Consider the following 18,178-nt stretch of genomic DNA (forward strand, 5'->3'; position numbering starts at 1 on the left):
TGGCCTGCTGCCGGTTTCGTGGACACCGAGATAAGGTGTTTAACGGAACTGGAGAGAGGGAATGCAGAGAAGGAAGTTCAGCCGCGAGTTCAAGCTTGAGGCAGTGAGACTGGTGAAGGATCGGGGCGTTGCGGTTGCGCAGGCCGCCCGTGATCTGGATCTCCATGAGAACGTGCTGCGCAAATGGATCAGGGATCTTGCTGCCGATCCGCAGCATGCCTTTCCCGGTCATGGCCAGATGAAGCCGGAGCAGCTCGAGATCGACCGGCTGCGCAAGGAAGTCGCCAAACTGAAGGCGGAGCGCGACATCCTAAAAAAGGCCGCAGCCTACTTCGCGAGGGAAGCGATATGAGGTTCGCTTTCATCGCGAGGCACCGGGGCATCTGGCCGGTGGCATGGCTGTGCAGTGCACTGGATGTATCCCGCTCAGGCTTCCATGCCTGGCTCAACCGTAGCCCCAGCGTCCGCTCGCGGCACGACGAGATACTCGTCTCCCGGATCGACCGCAGCTTCAAGAGCAGTGACCGCACCTATGGCGCCCGTCGTGTCTGGCATGACGTCCTGGCCGAGGGTCTGTCCTGCGGCCTGCATCGCGTCGAGAGGCTCATGCGGGAGAACGGGTTGCGTGCCCGGCCGCGCCGCCGTGGGCTGCCGAAGGACGCCGGCGAGCGGACCGCCGTCTCGGACAACCTCCTCGACCGCGCCTTCGAGGCATCGGCTCCGAACCAGAAGTGGATCGCCGACTTCACCTACATCTGGACCGCCGAAGGTTGGCTCTACGTTGCCGCCGTCGTCGACCTGTTCTCCCGGCGCGTCGTCGGCTGGGCGATGAAGGCGGAGATGACGGCCCAACTCGTCACCGACGCCCTCATCATGGCGATCTGGCGCAGAGGAAAACCCGATAGCCTGCTTCATCATTCGGACCAGGGATCGCAATACACCAGTGAGCAGTTCCAGCGCCTGATGGCTGACCACGGCATCACCTGTTCGATGAGCCGGTCGGGCAACGTCTGGGACAATGCTGCGATGGAGAGCTTCTTCTCGTCGCTCAAGACAGAGCGGACGGCCCGCAAGGTCTACAGGAGGAGGGACGACGCCAGGGCGGATGTGTTCGATTACATCGAACGCTTCTACAACCCTCGGCGACGGCACTCGACACTGGGCTATCTCAGCCCCGTCGAGTTCGAGGAGCAAGCTATGTTAGCTTAACCTGGTGTCCGAAAAACCGGCAGCAGGCCATGCATCAGGGCGTGGAAGCTTGAGGGCGTCACGATCAGGAGCACGGCCGGAGGCGGACGCTCCTCTGCTAGATCCTTCGCGGTCCTCCGGTCGATCGCCGACGGTCCGATCTCAGCCAGATGGCTGTGCCACGTGCCGACGTCGATCAGTCGCTTGCCACTTTCCTCGTACCGTTTAGCGATCGCGCTCTTCAGGCCATCCTTCCCCAGGACGAAGAGTGAGGCACTGCGCGAACTGTCAGACGGCGGGTCGAGCAGGTCGACCACGGTTATTAGCATCGTGCGCGCGCTGCAGGAGCCCAGCATCAGTCCACCGGTTTCGACCCCGGGATGGCGGGCAATGTCTTCACGCATCCGGTCAACGACGGGTCTGGCGATGCGCAGGCGCCAAGCGCCGCCCTCAACGGGCATCTCAAGCATTTCCGGGACGACAATCCGCCGCCAACTGGTCGTGCCGGCACCATCGTGCGTCCCGATCGCGATCGCACCCTCACCCGCACCGGCGCTAGCGAGATCCACCAGCTGCTCGGCCGCAAGCGCCGTCATGGCCGACAGGCGCATGTCGGTGGACGGCATCGTCAGCGAACCGCATCCATCGCCGATCTGGACTTCCGTGAGCCCGAACTTTGGATCGAACAACAAAGTGCGTTCCCTGGGATTGGCCTCGGCGCTCATAATGACCTCGAGGTCTGCGAGGCTCGGATTGCGTGCCGCTCCCTCCAAAAGGACGAACCCGCCACTGCCTCGACCGAAAAGCGCCATCTCCGCCATGCGTGATGGCAAGGCGTCCTTTGAGACAAATGACAGGGCTTCGCGCACGATCAGCGAGGCCGTCGTATTGACGAGGGTTGCTGTGCCGGGCGGCGCAATCTTAGCCCGCGCTTCGGGCAGGCCTAGCTCCAGCGAGACATCGCCTAGGTAGACGCCCGGCCGTTGGCCCAGCGGGCTCAACTCCTCCGCAAGCTCACTCGCCTTCGGCCATTGGAGCGGCCCGCGCACAAGGGCGTGCCGGGCCATGTTATGCGGCATCAGACAACGGTTATCGGACAGCGCAGTGATGCGCGCCCCGGCACGGGCGAGGTGCAGCGCGGTCTTCGACCCGACACTCCCGCACCCGATCATCGCGAACGACTTGGAGTCCGGCGCGCCGGAAATGCTCCTGAGCAATTCGGGCGAAAGCCGATCTACTTCCTTGGCTGCCCTGACACGTTTGCCGTCCGGGCCATCTACAAGGGAACGCCGCCCCTTAATCGGGGCGATCTCAAATACATAAGGCAGGAGTTCGATCGAGGAATCCCGGCCGATCAGGTTATAGGGTCGACGGAAGCACAGGACCACGCCCACCGGGATGACGATGTCCGCGCTCCATTCCCGCCAATGGTCTTCCATGCGCGCGAGGAACGAGTTGAACGTCGTGCCGAGGCCGATATCGCGTGCGCGCGCGGCGAGGTCGTCCAGGGTCTCGATGTCCTCCGAGAGGATCTCACTGGAGATCGTTCCGATCGCGGGCCAGAACAGTGCCGTTACGGTTTCGCCAGTCCTGCCGCCGCCGGATTTTTCACTGCTATATGGAAACGCGGCGAGTTTGCCGGAAGCCGGCGCGATCTCGTCAGTGACGAGAATCATGGCCTCGCGCCTTTGCTCCACAGAATACTGTATGTGGCGCGAACGCAGCAGCAGGTGGCCGGCCTTATTGGTGAGCCGGTTACGCAGCTGCCGGGGATCGGCAATCAGAACGTCGTCGAGGTCGTAGCGGAGGACGGGTTCCCAACCTTGCGACGGCTCCATCAGCGAGCGGGTAGCGGCCTTTGCAAGCCATGCGCCCAGCTGGGAGAGGATCTGGACAACCCCAGCCTCGACCAAGCCCCATTGGCCGAAGTACTCGTCAGGCGCGCCCGCGACGAGACAGGGTATCGGCCGCCCCTTGCCGGAGCGGCTGGACAGGTGGGGGAAGCCGCGCGGGAAATCCTCGCGCAGCGTGAACGTGGGGGACGACCAGGGAAAGTTGGACCAGAGGCTGACCCGGACTTCCTCAAGGACCTTCACGCCGCTGTCGCTGATCCCACGGGCCGCGTCGGCTAGGGGCATTTCCACGCGGATAGTGACGGCGATCACCGCCCTCTGGTCATCGACGGAAAGGATCTCAATGCCGCTGCACAGCGCATGCCTTTCCGCGACACGCACGAACGTCCGTGCGTGCCGCTCCAGTTCGGAGGAGGACATGGTCAGCCGTGCGCCCGGGCGACCGATGCGATGCCGCTGACCCCTGCCGCCGCGGCGCTCGCCGCTGCCGAGAGCGCGATCTTGCGGGCAGTTCCGGCGTGGTAGATCTTGAACTCGACCGGCGTGCCCTTCTCGTCGAAGTGCTCCATCGTGCAGGTGAAGCGGTCGGCGTCATCCTCCACGATCGACACATACTCGCGCTTGGCGCGCTCATGCGGCGGATTGCTGTCGTCCTTCTTGATCGGCTTGCAGCTGGCGACGATCACGGCACCGGCGCGGATCTGCGACAAGGCATTGCGCGCCTTCTCGGAGACCTTCACCTTCTCGCCGAGCTGTGACCAGCGGTCGTGGCTGAGCGTCCGCCACGAGCAATGGTGCGGCGTCTCCATGACGTCGTAGGACAGCCAGTCGCGGTCGTAGTGCTCGAGCTGGTCCCACAGGCGTTCCCAGATCGCCACGCCGGCGTCGCCACCGGTCAGGAACCGGCACTTGTCCAGATATCCGTCCCCGGCGATCGAAAAGCGGATGATCACGGACGAGTTGTTCTTCTCGAGCAAGTGGATCAGATCCTCGTCGTCTTCGTCGACGACCATCGGCGCGAGGAGCCGCCCCTCGAAGTGTCCGGTCGCGCCGCGGTTGGCGCTAGTGATCAGGCCATACTGCGGGATGACGATCTCCATGATGTCGTCGGTCTTGCCGTCCTTGTCCTTGCTCATCAGCAGGATGCGGTCGCCGTCACCGACGGCAGCACCCTTTTTCCGGTAAAGCCTGACGCGGCGACGGGCCTCGGCGGCCCACGCCTTGGCATCTTCGCCCAAAACGTGCTTGGCGCTGGCCCGGCGGAACACGATTGGGGACGACCACATCTCGCGGATGAGAATGAGGTCGTCCTTCTTGTCATCCGGGAAGTCCTCGGGCGGCCCGAGGTGGAAATGGTTGCGGAGGCCGGTGACGTGGTCGCCGTCTGGGTGGGACAGCAGGAACGAGTCGATGTACATCCGCCCCTCGCTGTCGCGCGGCAGGCGGTCCTTGAGGTCGGCCGCAACGTCGTAGGTGTCGTCGTCGGGATCGTCGGCCGCCGAGCGGATGTTGATGTCGACGAGGATGTTCTGGCCGTTGTCGAGGTTGATAAGGGCCATGTCCCCGTTTGCCACGGGGAAGAAAGTCAGATTCGCGGTCAATTGAAGCTCCTGAAGTAGGTGTCACACCGGAGCCTCTCCGGGGGCACAACAAACGCGCCCACGTGCGGGCTCATTTTGGGAATTCGTGAGCCGAGCTCGGCTGCGTCGATGCCGCTTGTGCCCCTATCGTCGCTAGGAACTCGATAGGGGCGCTCAACCAGTTGATTCTCTTCAAAAACTCTCACGATTGCCCGCTCTTTTAGAGGCGACGAGGTTGCTATCTGCCTCGTGCGTCCATAAGATATGGGAACGATCGACAATCGCGTCAAGTAACTTGATGGATATTTATACCATGAATCGGGTAAGTAGGAGGAAGGCGCATGGATGATAATGGCGAACGGTTGCGTTGGGGCGTTCGTCGGCGGCTTGAGTTCATTGATTTCCGGCTCTTCTGGGACGGCCGCTTCAACCGAAGCGACATGGCCGAGACGTTCGGGATTTCAGCACAACAGGCTTCGGCAGATATCGCCCTCTACGAGAAGCGGTCTCCGGAGAACCTCCGCTATGACCGTGGAGAGAAGGCATATCTGCGTGCCGATGGTTTCTCACCGGCATTCATCGGCGAGACGATCGACCGCTACCTGCTTCAACTCGTCGCCATCGAGAACCACTGGATGCGGACCGGCGACACTTGGTTCGATACCTTACCCCCAGTCGAGGTAGTCACGCTCGGTCGGCGTCCGACGGATCCGTCGGTGCTATTGCGCGTGCTTGACGCTGTTCGAAAAAGGCTTGAGATCGACATTGATTATTCGTCCCTCACTGGATCTCAACACTCTTCCAGAACCATCGCGCCTCATGCGCTGTCGTACAGCGCCGGACGTTGGTATGTGCGATCTTGGTCGCGCGACCACAATGATTTCCGTGATTACAATCTCAATAGGATCGAAGCCGTCGGTGACCAGCGTCCAGCGTCGGTCGATCCAACCCTCGATTTCGAGTGGATGCACAAGATCAACCTGATCCTGGTGCCCAACCCGGCCCTAACGCCGGCCCGTCAAGCCGCCGTCGCCTCCGAGCATGGGATGACGGATGGGCGTCTGGTCCGCCCATGCCGTCTTAGCCTGAGCTTCTATCTGATGAGCGAGTTTAATCTCGACGTCGAACCCGGGGTACTCAAGCCTGAGAAGCAACAAATCGTCCTGCTTAATCGCGAGGAGGTCACCAGAGCCAGGGAACTCTCTCGTCAAATGGCGATCGAAGCCTTGGCAAGGTCGTCAGAACGCAATTCTGCATGACACGATTTCACGGCGCTGTGCCGTCTGAACTATCGAGGCGCCAGCGGCCATGCCGGTAGTAGCTACATTGTTGTTCGGCAGCCTCGCACGCTCCGATAGCGCCGAAGGGTCCGATACGGACCTCCTGATGATTACTCTTGATCAGGAAACCCGACACGTATCGGTCGGGCATCTGTCGCTCTTCCTTTATCCATGGTCTCGGCTGGAAGCCGACGCGCGGGCCGGTGACCTTTTCGTCTGCCATCTAGTCCGGGAAGCCAAATCGCTCATCGATCCGGACGGCTATCTGCCCAAACTCCAAAAGGCTTTCGCTTTCAAAAGGAGCTATCGCGATGACATCGAGCGGGCAACGGACTTCGCTTGGTTCCTGGTCAAGTTCGGCGACGAGCTCAATGCATCACTTCTGCTCAAACGCGCGCTCTGGTGCATTCGGACGATCCTCATCGCCCGAAGCGCTGAGCGTCAAATGCCCGTCTTTGCACCTGAGCGTCTAGCGGAATTGACCGGATCGGCCGCAGCGCGAGAGCTTCTGGGACAGCGGCGTCGCGCGCACAGTCAAGACACGGTCAGATCGGCGCTTCATCAATTCCTTCAGAGCGAACCCACGCCACATCGGCCACTGCAAATCCTCGCTCGCAATGAGTTCGTCGAAAGGTTCACCGCCTCAGATAACAGAGTGGCACTGCAGACACTTCAACAGGAAGAGGAGAGCCGGACCGGCTATGTTGGGTAGCCTGATCGAATGCGGATCTGTCCGCTTCCGGAATATCGCAAGCAGAGAACGAACCCGATACGGTGGAGGGGGTTTGGGGATCACTAGTTTTTCGGCATCCGATTTCGCGAGGGATTTCTCGATAATTTTTGACAAAGCGTCGGGGCCGCCTGGACAATGATCTTTGCCGTGGCGACGAGGATCCTTGGACGACTGCAGCTGGCGTATCGGCGACGCTGCAGGAGGCCGACCTACTTTGCACTGTGGTTGATAAGTCTATATAGGATTGACATTTATGGCATATGATAAAGTGGCGCTTGAGCGCACTTTAGGATTGTGCGATTATGTCAGCTATGAATAGACCCTCGGCCACAAAGCTAAAGCACCTTCTCCAAGCTGTTCCTCCCGGATTCCTAGTTGATTCCGGCTGGATGAAACGTCACGGCATCTCACGCCAGTCAACGTCCGCCTACGTCGTGAGCGGATGGCTGGAGCGGGTCGCGCAAGGGGTGTTCAGGCGGCCGTTCGCCGCAGCGGAAAGCACCGAAGCCCGGACCGGCTGGAAGATACCTCTCCTCTCTGCGCAGTGGCTGATGGGTTACGGATTCCATCTAGGTGGCATGAGTGCGCTCGACCTGCGCGGACACAGCCACTACCTGCGATTGGGCGACGATCTCGACGTCTATCTCTATGGTAACGACGTTCCGGACTGGCTGTTGAAACTGGAGACCAACACGCATTTCGTTCGCAGGCGCAACGATCTGTTCGAGGATCCGGTGCTTGGCGTGGAAAACGCTTCTTTCAGCCTCGCTGAGCCCACGGACGGCGAACTGCAGCTCAGTCCGTGGCGCTGGCCGCTAAAGATGGCCTCGGCCGAACGCGCGGTTCTCGAAGCTCTGGACGAGGTGCCGCGGACGGTCAGCTTTCACACCATGGACACTGTCTTTGAGGCCCTGGTCAGCCTGCGCCCCCGCCTGATGGCGCAGTTGCTTGAGCAATGCCGCAGCGTGAAGGTGAAGCGCCTGTTCCTGGTCTATGCCGACAAGCATGCCCATCCCTGGCGCAAACACATCGACGTATCCAGCCTGGAACTCGGCAGCGGGGACCGGAGCTTGCTGTCGGGCGGCCGTCTTCATCCAGCCTATCGCATCACGGTACCCGCCGATCTCCTGCCGCGGGAGCCAAGCGATGCGTGAGGCCTATCTGCGGCAGGTCGAACTTTTGGTGCGCACGCTGCCTTTCATCGCGCGCCAGGAGGTTTTCGCACTGAAGGGTGGAACGGCAATCAACCTCTTTTATCGAGACATGCCGCGGTTGTCGGTCGACATCGATCTCATCTACCTGCCGGTTGAAGATCGGGAGACCACCCTCAAGGGCATCGATGGAGCCCTCGAGACCATCCGTGTCGATCTACAACGCGGTCTGCAAGGAGTGGTCGTGCAGAGGATCGCCGGCGGCGGCAACAGCGATACCCGTGTCCTCGTGCGGCAGGGCAATACCGCGATCAAGATCGAGACGTCGCCGGTTGCACGAGGCTCCGTCCACCAACCAGACCTGCGGCGGGTCAGCGCCACGGTCGAGGACACCTTCGGATTCGCCGAAATGCAGGTCGTCGCATTCGAGGATCTTTTCGGCGGCAAGCTGCACGCGGCGGTCGACCGGCAGCATCCTCGCGACCTGTTCGACGTGAAGCTGCTTTATGAGAACGAGGGCCTGACGGATTCGCTGTTCCGAACGTTCCTGGTCTATGTCGCGAGCTCCGGCCGGCCACCCCACGAACTAATCAGGCCATCCCTGGCGACCATCGACGAAGCTTTTGTCAAGGAGTTCGAGGGGATGACTTCGGAGCCCGTTGATTGCGACGATCTGCTGATCACCAGATCCCGTCTCTTCGCCGACCTGACGGAGAGGCTCGATGATAATGCGATGCGCTTCCTCCTTAGCCTTCATGACGGCGAGCCGGATTTCGAGGCAATCGGCTTACCTCAGGCAGCGCACTTGCCGGCCGTGCGCTGGAAACTGCTGAACCTTGCAAAGCTGAAGGAACAGAATCGGGAGAAGCATGACCAATTGCGACGGGAGATCGAAAGTCTGCGAAAATAGGCTCGGCGGGTACCGCGTGACATCGAAACATGGTCGCGGCTGTCTCAACTTAACAATTCTCTCACGCCGATCCATTCTTGTCGTCACCGCCGCACAGTTCGTCGTACTGGAACAATAGGACCCGCAATATGCACGTCGACGCCGAACAGCGCCGCAAGGTAGTCGAGTTCAAGAATATCGCTGTCGCGAATTTCTCGAGTTCGAATTGGATCGAGCTGGGTTCCCTTACGGATCGATTCGATCTCGTGAACGATCATCCACGGCTGCTGCGGAGTCTGAGTTTCGGCGACGACGATTATGACGGATGCGCGCTCCAGGTGTTGATGGCGATGGTGGAGCACGCTCCCGAGAATTTTGGCGAGGTCGAGCGCTACATCACGTCGCGTTTCGGCGGAGGCGGTGAGAGTGTGTCGAGCACTGTTGGCACCGGACCACGCATCTACTTCCAGCCCGCCGTCTTTTCGGTGCCACGCGAGGCGCCTGACAGCGAACTCGTATCGGCGATGATGCCATTCTCCGGTGCGTTTTCGGGCGTCTACGGCGCAATCCAGGAGGCAAGCCGGAATTGTGGCCTGCGCTGCGAACGGGCCGACAACATCTGGAAGGAATCGGCGGTCATTCAGGATATTTTCGGCCTGATCTTCCGATCCCACGTCGTCATTTGCGACTTCACGGGCAAGAACCCGAATGTATTTTACGAGGCCGGCATCGCGCACACCTTGGGCAAGCACGTGATTCCAATCACGCAGTCGGCGGACGATATTCCGTTCGACCTGCGTCATCACCGCTATCTCCATTACCTGAACAATGGGGAGGGTTTGGCGAGCCTGGGAAGGCAATTGGCAGACCGGCTCCGGTATCTGCGCCGACCGCCGGGTGGCGGTACATTCTAGATTCCCCAAGCACCGCACATTGAGGCCTAGATCATGTTTGCCTTCGCGGACGAGACCGGCAACTCTGGACGCAACATATTCGATCAGAATGAGTATTTCCGGCTGGGCGCCATCCTGGCCACTACGGACATCGCCCCTGTTGCAAAGGCGGCCATGACTCCCTTCCTCGAACAACAAGGCGTCGACCGGTTTCACGCACATGAATGGCCGGAGGAGACCGTCGCGGAGCTTGGACATGCGGTTCTGGACGTATTGGACAAATCCGGTGCGTGGGTGTTCAGCCTGACTGAAATCCATAAACCTTATATGGCTCCAACCAAATTCGTCGATGTGATTTTCGATGCCGGGGAGAACAAGGCCGTGCCCGGCAAGTGGTATTGGGACGAGCTCAATCGTCACGTCCTCTGCCTGACGATCGACCGGGCCATGTCCCGGGACACCGCAAAACTCTTCTGGGATTCCTATCTCGTCGATGACTTCACCGGCATCGTCAACTGTGTCGATCTGGTCGACGCGGCGTTGGACAGGAGGGCAGCACCGCCGGCGGTCTTGGATGTGATCGGGGGTGCATTCGATTACGCTCGCCAACGGCCAGCCGATTTCACGCTCGCGAATACCCAGAAAAGGAAGGGGTATCAGGCCAACACTCCGAACGTCGTTGCCTTCACGCGCCTGTTTCAGGCCATCCACGATTTCGCTGCCAAAGAAACCAGTCCACCCGAGCGGCTCGTTCATGACCAGCAGGACGAGTTTCGCAAAACGCTTGCCGAGACCTATGCTAAGTTTGGGAGTATCATCTGGCACGATTCGAGCGATGGCGCGTTCCCCGATGCATCACTCGCCGAGTATGAGCTTGCCCGGTTTGAGATGCCATCGTCGAAGGACAACGCCGGGCTCCAGGCAACGGATCTGTTGCTCTGGGTGGCGCAGCGCACGCCCAGGTCGTTTGAACTCCTCAGGCTCAAAGACACGTTGAAAGGCAAAACAGATGATTTCACGTTGTCGAGGAGGATGTCCGAGCTGATCGTCCACGTTCATTTGCTTCGCCACGAGCGGCGACGGGCGGAGCGCAATCTCTGAGCTGGCTTCAGTCGGCTTAAATTAGTCCCCCTGCCAGGAGCCAAGTTTTTGCAGGATGTAGCCAGGGAAGATCACCTCTTTGCACTCAATGTTGGCCGTTATGCCCTTGAGTGTTTCCAGATCCTCGCTTGTTGAGAATATGACCTGCTGATCCCGCTTCCTAGCCCCGGCGGCGCGGCTCAAGAGGTTTTGAAAGCTCGGTCGCGAAGAAGATTGCTGACGCGGCTCGTCGAATAGCAGCATGCCTGGGTGGTTGGTGGGTTTTTCATTGGCAAGTTCGAGCAGGCTGAGTTGATAGGCCCATTTCAGTCGGATGGCATCGCTCGCGGATGTCTCGAAGCCAATCTCGAACCCTTCCTTCTCCGGCCGGTAGCTGTCTTCGGAGATCGACAACTCAAAGGGCGAGAAAGTGCTGAACCCAAAATCCCTCGCCTGGCTTTGAACGAGCGCTGTCAGGCGAGCGAGCTTGTCCCGATCGCGCTGGGAAAGTTTCTCCGCCGGAATCTCCGCGCGTTCTTTTAACAGTGCAGCGTACACATCTTGTAAGGCCCGCAGTCGATCCATGGCATCGTCGAAGATCGCCTGCAACGCTTCGAGGTCCCGCATTCGAGCCTCGCCTCGAATGCGTTCTTCGATGATGGAGGCGGAAGGGTTTGACCCTGGCGCTACGAGCTCTGATCGAAGAAGCCTGATTTGAGCATAGTAATCGACCAGCTTGCGACCGACTGCTGAGAGCTGGTCGCGCCGCTCGCTCTCGTCCGCCTGTTCCCTAACCAGGATATCTTCGAACATTTTCTTCTGCGATCGGATGTACTCGATGTTGTCTGAGACAGGCATCACCGCAGAGATCGCTTCCTGCGACAGCAGCGTGTCGACGAGCGCCTGTTCGCAGGTGGGGCATCTGTCAGGCGTCAGTGCAGCGGTTACACCGGAGTAGCGCTGCAGCCGCTGGACATCGAGATTCTTCAACAGATCGTCCTCGAGGGCATCGATCCGCCTCTGCAGCGACTGCATGTCGGCCAGCTTCAGCTGCTGAAGCGCATGAAGCCGAATCCTTTCCACGTTTAGTTCGTCGACCTGCTGGGTCAGCTGCTGAAGCTTTTGCGCCACCTCCTCCGATTGCTCTTCGACGGCCGGAACAGCCTTGGCCGCCAAGTCAGCAACGCTAGCCCTGAGCTGCGACACGACCGTGCTCAACGGTACCCATTCCTTTGCCTCCGCCAACTGCACATGAGCGCTCGACAACGCAGCAGGATCAGCAAGCGGGCTTTCGCTCAGCGCCGCGACCCGTCCGCCACCGCGTGCGAGGAAGCGTTCCAACTCTTGCCTTATAACAGACCATTCTTTTGCGTTGGCGGCGATGCGTTCGGCGAGACGTTCGCGCTGCACTTCGAGCTTGTACACATCGAGATCCATGATGAACTCGACGGCCCGCTTATGGACTTCCCGAATTCTCATATAGGTGGGAATCGCAGCCGGAATTGCCGTCCAGCCGAATTTCTGCTCAACCCAGAACAGGGGGAATACAGTTTCGAGATAGAGCTTTGTCTCTGGCGCGTCGTACCTTCGGACCTGCGGCAGTCGCCATCCGAGATAACCCTCCAGGAAGTGATGAAAACCATCTTCTCGCTGGGCAGCACCGGGATCCAGGACAAAGAAGTTTTGTCGCTTGAGGTCGGTCCTTCCCTCCGACAGAGCTGGCCCGAAATCCACCGTAACAAGCCGCGTATCCGTGCTGGCCTTGACCGCGCGGCTTACGGTAATGACCTGGTTGTCCCCGTTTGCGATCTCAAGCGAAACGCTCGATTCGATCACTTCGACACGCTTCTCTTCGTCCGTGTTCAAATACGTCGTCATTGCGTGCGGAAGAGGGATCTCGCGCCGGGGGCTCAGCATCCGCTCCAGACCCAAAGCGTACAGCATGCCCTGCATGCAGGTTGACTTGCCTTTGGTGTTGTCGGCCCACAATACGGTCAGCCCCGAAACGAACGGAATATCGGCGCCGTATGCGCCATCCGTAGTCACCGCCCGTAGCCTCAGATGTCGAAAGCGCAGCGTCATAGCAGGTCCTCCAACCGCCAAACGCGTTTCATCAGCGCATCCGTCATGCGTGGCGCCACCTCGCTCAAGAACTTGGCCTCCTCCTTCAACGACTCCCCCTCCTCGAGGATAGACTTGGCCATTTTCGCGCCGGCGTCGGTCAGCGAGACCGACGTTCCCTTCTCGATTTTCACCAGCTTCAAGGCATGCGCATAGGATACAGCTCGGTTGAGCGATGGTTCGACGCGCACTGAAACCTCGGTCGGTCGATACTCTCCCGACAAAAGCCCACGAACTTCCTCCCGGCCCTCCGGCAGCCTCACCGAATGAGCCAGGAACTGAAGTTTCTGAAAGTTGGATTTCTTTGCCCGGCTGTAGAACAGCGCCAAGACGAGCACCGCCATGCCCCATGACATGCGCAGATCACCAGGAACGGGATCGGGACGTGCTGTGAAAGTGAACGAACCGCCCAAGATCGCGTTGCGGAGAATTGATTCACTGGACATTTGGGAAATCCAGCGGGCAGCGCATGATCCACTCGCAGATTGAGCCATAGGCAATCTGTTCGGCATTTTCAGTGGACAGACTCGGCGCCGCGGTCTGCATCGCCGTGATGAGCGCATCGAGCTCCGCGTTCAGGATTTCTCCTGCCGAATCTCCCGGCTGTGGCCCCGCAAATTGAAGACGACGAGCGCGGCTCCTGATCGCCGACATGACCTTTTCATGGAGGTCCGGCGAGCCCGACCGCAAAGCGTCGAGCAAGGCGTTCCCCTGAAGGAAGGACCTCACCGCTTCGGCCACGACGTCGTCGAGTTGATCGGCAGCGGCCCGCTTTCTTAGTTTCTGCGTCGCGTTGGCCAAAAGGTCGGACGAGCCAGCGACCCAAGTCGCAAGTTCCGTTTGGGAGGGGACCGGAATCGACAAGGTGACCTTTGAAAGCGCCGACATGCCGATCGCCACAGCGTCCGTGGGGAAGGCGCTTGGATCTTGAATCATCACCTCGATCGCCGGATCAAACGCAACACAGCCCGCGGTGCGGAGATCTTTCGTTTTCTTCGCACAATGCAGATTGACCTCTTTGCTGTCATGGAGCGGCGCGATCAGGACCCAGTGCCTGATCGGCACTCCGTGAAACATCTTCGCCACTTCGATGTGGTTCGTGAGAAGTTTTCGGAGGTCGATCGTTATCTTCTTCTTTTGGCGATCGGCACGAGTTGCGATGTCTATCGGCTCGTCAACCGCATAACATTGGTAGGCTACGCAGTCCTTCGTGCAATAACAGTCGATCCCGTAGTCGCCTTTATGCGCCGCCGGAATCTTTTGCACATGTAGCGGCCCGTGTCGTCCTTGCAGAAGACTGAGGGCGAAAAGCTCCCAGTCGTCTGGATTCCAGACCTGCACAGCACTCAACATCCTTCAGGATACCCCCCAAGCTGCAACCTTATCGCCAACGCGTTATAATTCAACGATGAGACACAAATCGCTAGCAGGCTCTTGAAGGAGGCGCTCGCCGCGCCTTGGAGCCTGCACTTGGCGGCTTCGCTAGATTCGGGACATAGGCTCGCTATTGATCGATGATTGCGTCAGCGTCCTCCAAGCCGGAATCCGAGAACCTTGGCATGATGTCGCCGGCCAACAGCCTTTCCTTCGACAGCAGGCCCGCGTCTTCCAGCGCCTCGAAATCCGGCAGGTCGCGCAGCGTGTCGAGCCCGAACTCCAGCAGGAATTCCTTTGTCGTGACATAGGTGTATGGCGCGCCGGGCGTAGGGCTGCGTGGACCTGAGGCGATCAGTTTTGCGCCGCGCAGATGGCCGATCAGGTCGCGGGATATCTCCTTGCCGAAGAAGGATGACAGTTCGGCCCGGGTGATCGGCTGGAAATAAGCCACGCACATCAGCACCAGCACCTCGGACTGCGTCAGCTCGGACGTCTTCTCACTTCCACCAACCGCCGCACGGATGGCGTCGGCATAGGCCGGCCGGGTCAGGTGCCGAAAACCGCCGGCGACGGCGACCAGATCGTAAGGGCGGCCACGCAGCTCCTCGCGGATGTCGTCGATGAGCAGATCGATGCTGCAGCTTTTGCCGACGATGCGGGCGAGTATTTCGCGGTCGACCGGCGCGCTGGCGGCGAAAATGGTGGCCTCGACGCGGTTCATCCATTCGCGCCAGCGCGCCTCCGGCGGCAGATGATCCAGCTCCCGATCAACCAGCATTCGCTGGACATCTCTTTTCTCTCGTGTGCGTCTCGCTTCTGCCATGGTCGTCACAGCCCGTAGATGCGAAAGCTCGGGCGGCCGGACAGCTCACGCACGGCGCCCAGGACAAAAAGCCGGTCGAACAGGCGGCGCAGGCCGCGATCGCTCATCTTTTCGTCTATTTTGTTCCCGCGCGAGGCGACGAGCGCGTCTTCGTTCAACAACCGGTCGATGATCGCGTCCGCTCCCTTGGCCCGCAGTTTTGGCGCGACGGCGAGGAGCTTGTCCGCCCGGCGCCCGAGTTCAGCGAAAAGATCAATGGCGCGCAGTGCTGCCCGCGCCTGCGCCGCCAGCAGATTTTTGGCACGCTCAGGATCTATCTCAATGCCTGTCGCCCCAAAACTGGCTGCCGATCGACGCTGCCCGGCGCCTGTGCCCAAGGCTGCCTCGGGGCCCAGCAGCGGCACCGCGTGTACCCAACCCAGCCGTTGCGCCAGCAGCGCGTCGGCGAGCCAGGCTCCAAGGACGCGCCCCAAGCCGTGGCGTTCGGCCATCCCGATGGCGCCGGTCATTATTGCCACCGTCCCGTCAGTGGCGGCGAGCTGCCGGAGATCGTCCATCAGGTCGCTCACGCTTTCGTCGTCACGGGCGTAACCGAATTCTTCCAACAGCGCTGCGAGGTTTTTCGTCGTCAGTAGTTCTTCAGCCGGCCGAGATGCCAGCCGGCGCCAGGCGAGCAGCAAAAGACCGGCAGGGCCGAGGGTCGTAGACCCGGACAAACTATCGCCGGGGCCGCTGAAGACAAAAGTATCGCGCAGGGCGCCTTCATCCTCGACGCGGCCTCCCTGCTTCGCCGTTGCCGCGGCCGCCGAAAGCGCCAGCCGCTGCCGCCAGGCGCCCGCCCATTTTTCTTCCCGGCGCACGACCGCATCGAGGGTGGTCAGCGCCGCGGCCGCGGCAAAGGCGGCATCTTCAAGCGATTGCGGAGCGGCCGCCGCGGCGCGCAGCCAGGTCGGCACCGGGGCCGCCGGCGCGACCGGGCCTGAGCTCGCGGTGGCCAGTGGGGCATAGTGGATCAATTTCGGGCGGAGAATCATCCCTGAGAGCATGAATCAGCGCGGCGCTTTTTGCAAGCCATGCGCGCCAAAAGCGCCGTACTTGTCGACACAGTAGAACGAACGATAATGTTGGCTTATCGATCATTATAAGAATGTGCGGCATGAAACTGTACAACTTGACGCGGGAAGCCCCGAAACCTACACTATCGGCGTCGTCAACGTTCCTGAAGGAAAAAAAGATGCCCCGCGGCGCCGTCAGCGACAGCCAGCGCATGTCGTTTCGCATCAAGCCGGCCGACAAGGCCATGATCCTGCGCGCCACCGAAATCGCCGGCGCCGCCGGCATTACGGATTTCGTGCTGCGCACGGTACTCGAAGCGTCGCGCGACATCATCGAGCGCAACGACCGCATCGTGCTGTCCGAGCGTGACACGCTCAAGGTCCTGGAAGCGCTGGAGAACCCCCCTGCCCCGAACGAGAAGATGATCGCCGCCGCGCGTGCCCTGCCGGCCGATCTATGAGTCTTCCCGTTTGGCGCGAGGAACCGGTCGGCCGCCATCACGATCGGGAAAGTTTCGACTGCGGCGACCACGCCATGAACGGGTTTCTGCGCAACCATGCCCGCAAGAACCATGAGCGCGGCGCTTCGAAAACGTCCTTGGCCGTGAGCAAGACGGACGAGGTCCTACTCGGCTTCTACACATTAAGTCCCGCTGAGGCCGAGTTCGAACGGGTTCCGGAAAAGTTCCGCAAAGGCCTTGGCCGCTACGCGGTCGGTGGGTTTCGCCTGGCGCGTATCGCCGTGTCGCGGAGCCAGCAGGGCAAAGGACTGGGCGGCCAGTTGCTGATGGCGGCGGGCCTGCGTTGCATCCGCGCCGCGGCGCAAGTCGGCGGAACGCTGATGTTCATCGACGCGAAGGACGAGCGGGTTGCGAAGTGGTATCGTTCGTATGGCGCCTTGAGCCTGGACGATCGGCCATTGTCCCTGTTCCTACCGCTTGCCTCTTTCGAAGCCGGCTTGCGCCTGGGCGGGAAACTGTAGTCATGGCATCAGGGCGCAACCCAGGCGAGGATCCCGACAACGACCTTCCCGATATCGTCGACATCGTCGCGGCGATGGGGCGCGATGCCGCAACACCTTCCGGCTCCGGCGTCGACGGGAACGCCCCCTCCCCTCCCCTTCCGGCAGTCACTAATCCACGCCTACCGGCGCATCTCGACGCGCTCGCCGGCCGTGCCCGCGATTACGTCGAGGCGGCGAGTTCCGCCAATACGCGGCGCGCCTACGCTGCCGACTGGCGCCATTTTGCCTCCTGGTGCCGCCGCCAGGGCATCGAGTTGCTTCCCCCCGATCCGCAGGTGGTCGGCCTCTACATCACCGCCTGCGCTTCGGGAAAGGCGACCGGCGACAAGAAGCCGAACTCCGTGTCGACCATCGAGCGTCGCCTCTCCTCGCTGACATGGAATTATGCCCAGCGCGGCCAGTCGCTCGACAGGAAGGACCGCCATATCGCCACCGTCATGGCCGGTATCCGCAACACCCACGCCTCCCCTCCCCGCCAGAAGGAAGCGATTCTGCGTGACGATCTCGTTGCCATGCTGGAAGCGCTCGATCGTGGCACGCTGCGCGGCCTGCGCGACCGCGCCATGCTTCTCCTCGGCTTCGCCGGCGGATTGCGCCGCTCCGAGATCGTCGGCCTCGACGTCGGCCGTGATCAGACCGAAGACGGCCGCGGCTGGATCGAGATCCTCGACAAAGGCATGCTCGTTTCCCTGCGCGGCAAGACCGGCTGGCGGGAGGTGGAGATCGGGCGTGGCTCGTCCGATGCGACTTGCCCGGTCGTGGCGCTGGAAACCTGGCTCAAATTCGCCCGCATCGCGCATGGCCCCCTCTTCAGGCGCGTCACCGGCCAGGGCAAGGCGGTTAGCGCCGATCGGCTCAACGATCAGCAGGTTGCCCGACTGGTCAAACGGACGGCACTCGCCGCCGGCGTGCGCGGCGAGCTGACCGAGGGTGAGCGGGCGCAAAAGTTCGCCGGTCATTCGTTGCGCGCCGGCCTCGCCTCCTCGGCCGAGGTCGACGAACGCTATGTGCAGAAACAGCTCGGCCACGCCTCCGCCGAGATGACGCGAAAATACCAGCGCCGGCGCGACCGGTTTCGGGTCAACCTCACAAAAGCGTCGGGGCTGTGAAACGCCGCTTCCCCGGCTCTGC

At 61.0% G+C, this 18,178-nt stretch carries 17 protein-coding genes; 10 read left to right on the forward strand and 7 right to left on the reverse strand.

Annotated features, from left to right (window positions below; genetic code table 11):
• The first annotated feature begins 61 nt into the window (after positions 1-61).
• Positions 62-1,209, forward strand: a protein-coding gene (locus tag BFN67_RS11820; protein WP_139789152.1) for an IS3 family transposase whose coding sequence is annotated in 2 segments (ribosomal slippage) — positions 62-311 and positions 311-1,209 — 1,149 coding nt in all. Because the reading frame shifts where the segments join, the coding sequence is not laid out codon by codon here.
• On the opposite strand, the gene BFN67_RS11825 is transcribed toward BFN67_RS11820, so the two are convergent.
• Together BFN67_RS11825 and BFN67_RS11830 are read right to left on the reverse strand one after the other, a co-directional pair.
• A complete protein-coding gene (locus tag BFN67_RS11825; protein ID WP_080919779.1) occupies positions 1,206-3,461 on the reverse strand; it encodes an anti-phage 6A-MBL system cap2_3 protein in 2,256 nt (751 codons plus the stop codon). The genes BFN67_RS11820 and BFN67_RS11825 overlap by 4 nt on opposite strands.
• A gap of 2 nt (positions 3,462-3,463) precedes the next feature.
• Positions 3,464-4,642 (reverse strand): anti-phage 6A-MBL system MBL-fold protein, encoded by a 1,179-nt coding sequence (locus BFN67_RS11830; protein ID WP_080919780.1) that lies wholly within the window; start codon positions 4,640-4,642, stop codon positions 3,464-3,466.
• A 320-nt stretch (positions 4,643-4,962) separates the two neighbouring features.
• Between BFN67_RS11830 and BFN67_RS11835 the strand changes: the two genes are divergently transcribed.
• The 6 genes from BFN67_RS11835 (at position 4,963) to BFN67_RS11860 (ending at position 10,668) form a co-directional block, all read left to right on the forward strand.
• Complete coding sequence (locus BFN67_RS11835) at positions 4,963-5,880, forward strand: helix-turn-helix transcriptional regulator (RefSeq protein ID WP_080919781.1); 918 nt, start codon at positions 4,963-4,965, stop codon at positions 5,878-5,880.
• Between the two features lie 49 nt (positions 5,881-5,929).
• Positions 5,930-6,613, forward strand: coding sequence for a hypothetical protein (locus tag BFN67_RS11840; protein ID WP_139789153.1), 684 nt, complete (start codon positions 5,930-5,932; stop codon positions 6,611-6,613).
• A gap of 332 nt (positions 6,614-6,945) precedes the next feature.
• Complete coding sequence (locus tag BFN67_RS11845; RefSeq protein ID WP_080919783.1) at positions 6,946-7,788, forward strand: type IV toxin-antitoxin system AbiEi family antitoxin domain-containing protein; 843 nt, start codon at positions 6,946-6,948, stop codon at positions 7,786-7,788.
• Positions 7,781-8,695 carry a nucleotidyl transferase AbiEii/AbiGii toxin family protein gene (locus BFN67_RS11850; RefSeq protein WP_080919784.1) on the forward strand — a complete coding sequence of 305 codons (915 nt, stop codon included), beginning with the start codon at positions 7,781-7,783 and terminating at the stop codon, positions 8,693-8,695. The genes BFN67_RS11845 and BFN67_RS11850 overlap by 8 nt, the downstream gene beginning before the upstream one ends.
• A gap of 128 nt (positions 8,696-8,823) precedes the next feature.
• The gene (locus tag BFN67_RS11855; RefSeq protein WP_080919785.1) at positions 8,824-9,588 is read left to right on the forward strand and encodes a hypothetical protein; all 765 of its coding nucleotides are present in this window, start codon (positions 8,824-8,826) and stop codon (positions 9,586-9,588) included.
• 33 nt (positions 9,589-9,621) lie between these two features.
• Positions 9,622-10,668: a DUF3800 domain-containing protein gene (locus tag BFN67_RS11860; RefSeq protein ID WP_080919786.1), complete on the forward strand. Its 1,047-nt coding sequence runs from the start codon at positions 9,622-9,624 to the stop codon at positions 10,666-10,668.
• A gap of 21 nt (positions 10,669-10,689) precedes the next feature.
• Here the strand turns inward: BFN67_RS11860 and BFN67_RS11865 are convergent, their stop codons facing one another.
• The 5 genes from BFN67_RS11865 to BFN67_RS11885 all read right to left on the reverse strand — a co-directional run bounded on the left by BFN67_RS11865 (position 10,690) and on the right by BFN67_RS11885 (position 16,002).
• Entirely contained in the window at positions 10,690-12,729 is a 2,040-nt protein-coding gene (locus BFN67_RS11865) for a coiled-coil domain-containing protein (protein ID WP_080919787.1), read from the reverse strand.
• Entirely contained in the window at positions 12,726-13,214 is a 489-nt protein-coding gene (locus BFN67_RS11870) for a hypothetical protein (RefSeq protein WP_192856819.1), read from the reverse strand. Before BFN67_RS11870 ends, BFN67_RS11865 begins: the two co-directional genes overlap by 4 nt.
• Positions 13,204-14,121, reverse strand: coding sequence for a hypothetical protein (locus BFN67_RS11875; RefSeq protein WP_080919788.1), 918 nt, complete (start codon positions 14,119-14,121; stop codon positions 13,204-13,206). Before BFN67_RS11875 ends, BFN67_RS11870 begins: the two co-directional genes overlap by 11 nt.
• Before the next feature lie 151 nt (positions 14,122-14,272).
• Positions 14,273-14,968, reverse strand: a complete 696-nt coding sequence (scpB, locus tag BFN67_RS11880; RefSeq protein ID WP_080919789.1) for an SMC-Scp complex subunit ScpB — start codon at positions 14,966-14,968, stop codon at positions 14,273-14,275.
• A gap of 5 nt (positions 14,969-14,973) precedes the next feature.
• Positions 14,974-16,002 carry a DUF1403 family protein gene (locus tag BFN67_RS11885; RefSeq protein WP_080919790.1) on the reverse strand — a complete coding sequence of 343 codons (1,029 nt, stop codon included), beginning with the start codon at positions 16,000-16,002 and terminating at the stop codon, positions 14,974-14,976.
• A 200-nt stretch (positions 16,003-16,202) separates the two neighbouring features.
• On the opposite strand from BFN67_RS11885, the gene BFN67_RS11890 reads away from it, so the two are divergent.
• Genes BFN67_RS11890 through BFN67_RS11900 form a run of 3 tightly spaced genes read left to right on the forward strand, consistent with a single transcriptional unit; the run spans position 16,203 to position 18,156 of the window.
• Positions 16,203-16,484 carry a type II toxin-antitoxin system TacA family antitoxin gene (locus tag BFN67_RS11890; protein WP_080919791.1) on the forward strand — a complete coding sequence of 94 codons (282 nt, stop codon included), beginning with the start codon at positions 16,203-16,205 and terminating at the stop codon, positions 16,482-16,484.
• Positions 16,481-17,005: a GNAT family N-acetyltransferase gene (locus BFN67_RS11895; protein ID WP_080919792.1), complete on the forward strand. Its 525-nt coding sequence runs from the start codon at positions 16,481-16,483 to the stop codon at positions 17,003-17,005. Before BFN67_RS11890 ends, BFN67_RS11895 begins: the two co-directional genes overlap by 4 nt.
• 2 nt (positions 17,006-17,007) lie before the next feature.
• Positions 17,008-18,156 (forward strand): site-specific integrase, encoded by a 1,149-nt coding sequence (locus BFN67_RS11900; RefSeq protein WP_080919793.1) that lies wholly within the window; start codon positions 17,008-17,010, stop codon positions 18,154-18,156.
• Positions 18,157-18,178 lie beyond the last annotated feature (22 nt).

This window comes from Manganibacter manganicus (assembly GCF_002075885.1).
GTDB classification, from domain to species: Bacteria; Pseudomonadota; Alphaproteobacteria; order Rhizobiales; family Rhizobiaceae; genus Mesorhizobium; species Mesorhizobium manganicum.

What these genes read in the sequence shown, in the direction of transcription:
- BFN67_RS11875 (WP_080919788.1), bottom strand. Translation starts at nt 14,121, where the DNA reads ATGTTGAGTGCTGTGCAGGTCTGGAATCCAGACGACTGGGAGCTTTTC.
- BFN67_RS11825 (WP_080919779.1), bottom strand. Translation starts at nt 3,461, where the DNA reads ATGTCCTCCTCCGAACTGGAGCGGCACGCACGGACGTTCGTGCGTGTC.
- BFN67_RS11845 (WP_080919783.1), top strand. Translation starts at nt 6,946, where the DNA reads ATGAATAGACCCTCGGCCACAAAGCTAAAGCACCTTCTCCAAGCTGTT.
- BFN67_RS11865 (WP_080919787.1), bottom strand. Translation starts at nt 12,729, where the DNA reads ATGACGCTGCGCTTTCGACATCTGAGGCTACGGGCGGTGACTACGGAT.
- BFN67_RS11835 (WP_080919781.1), top strand. Translation starts at nt 4,963, where the DNA reads ATGGATGATAATGGCGAACGGTTGCGTTGGGGCGTTCGTCGGCGGCTT.
- BFN67_RS11895 (WP_080919792.1), top strand. Translation starts at nt 16,481, where the DNA reads ATGAGTCTTCCCGTTTGGCGCGAGGAACCGGTCGGCCGCCATCACGAT.
- BFN67_RS11885 (WP_080919790.1), bottom strand. Translation starts at nt 16,002, where the DNA reads ATGATTCTCCGCCCGAAATTGATCCACTATGCCCCACTGGCCACCGCG.
- BFN67_RS11855 (WP_080919785.1), top strand. Translation starts at nt 8,824, where the DNA reads ATGCACGTCGACGCCGAACAGCGCCGCAAGGTAGTCGAGTTCAAGAAT.
- scpB (WP_080919789.1), bottom strand. Translation starts at nt 14,968, where the DNA reads ATGGCAGAAGCGAGACGCACACGAGAGAAAAGAGATGTCCAGCGAATG.
- BFN67_RS11860 (WP_080919786.1), top strand. Translation starts at nt 9,622, where the DNA reads ATGTTTGCCTTCGCGGACGAGACCGGCAACTCTGGACGCAACATATTC.
- BFN67_RS11900 (WP_080919793.1), top strand. Translation starts at nt 17,008, where the DNA reads ATGGCATCAGGGCGCAACCCAGGCGAGGATCCCGACAACGACCTTCCC.
- BFN67_RS11840 (WP_139789153.1), top strand. Translation starts at nt 5,930, where the DNA reads ATGCCGGTAGTAGCTACATTGTTGTTCGGCAGCCTCGCACGCTCCGAT.
- BFN67_RS11870 (WP_192856819.1), bottom strand. Translation starts at nt 13,214, where the DNA reads ATGTCCAGTGAATCAATTCTCCGCAACGCGATCTTGGGCGGTTCGTTC.
- BFN67_RS11850 (WP_080919784.1), top strand. Translation starts at nt 7,781, where the DNA reads ATGCGTGAGGCCTATCTGCGGCAGGTCGAACTTTTGGTGCGCACGCTG.
- BFN67_RS11890 (WP_080919791.1), top strand. Translation starts at nt 16,203, where the DNA reads ATGCCCCGCGGCGCCGTCAGCGACAGCCAGCGCATGTCGTTTCGCATC.